The sequence below is a fragment of the Mesorhizobium sp. M7A.F.Ca.AU.002.02.1.1 genome, assembly GCF_003998535.1.
GTDB lineage: Bacteria > Pseudomonadota > Alphaproteobacteria > Rhizobiales > Rhizobiaceae > Mesorhizobium > Mesorhizobium ciceri.
This window is the reverse complement of sequence record NZ_RZPB01001389.1, coordinates 1-694: the sequence shown is the minus strand read 5'-3', so window position 1 is coordinate 694 and position 694 is coordinate 1. Positions and strand designations below refer to the sequence as shown.

The 694-nt window shown below is 60.2% G+C and carries 2 protein-coding genes; both read right to left on the bottom strand.

From position 1 onward, the window contains the following. Positions 1-421: ABC transporter permease subunit (locus EN879_RS37915; RefSeq protein WP_281034638.1), on the bottom strand; the 421-nt coding region annotated here is incomplete at its 3' end. Between the two features lie 107 nt (positions 422-528). Then, the coding region (locus EN879_RS40495; RefSeq protein ID WP_127274814.1) for an ABC transporter permease subunit at positions 529-694 on the bottom strand (166 nt) is incomplete at its 5' end.

Here is a 694-nt window from a genome sequence, read left to right as displayed (position 1 = left end):
GCCCGACGGCGCGAGAAAGCCGAAAGACCCGGGTGGAATCGAGAAGCGCAATGATGACAATCAGGCTCGTGATCGAAGAGCCGAAGATCGTCAGCAGCACCAGCGCGAAGATCAGACTCGGGATTGACATCAGCACGTCCACCGCACGTGACAAGATCTGGTCGAGCCACCCCCTGTACAATGCGGCAAGAAGGCCGAGCGAGACGCCGACCGCGAAGGACAGCAACGTGGTCGCGACCGCGATAGCGATGGTGTTGCGCGCACCGTAGATCAAGCGGGTGAGCATGTCGCGGCCGAGCTGATCGGTTCCCAGTTTGAACTCCTGGCTCCACGGCGCGAAGGCTTCGCTGAAAACCTGCGTCTCGCCATATGGGGCTATCCAGTGCGCGAAGACCGCAACAAAGACGTAGCCGAGGATCACGACGATGCCGAACCACGCGCTGAACGGTGCCTTCTTCAGCGCAGTTTTCGCCCGGGTGGCACGCGAGCGCCTCAGCCTCTGAAGCTCCGCGACAGATTCGGATCTGGTCATCGTGGGTGCAAGAGCCTGGGATTGGTGGCGATGGAAATAATGTCGGCTAGCAGGTTGAGAAGGATATAAGTCGCGGCGAAAATCAGGGCGCAGGCCTGGACAACCGGAACATCCCTGGATTTTACCGCGTCAACCATCAGCTGGCCGATGCCGGGGTAAACG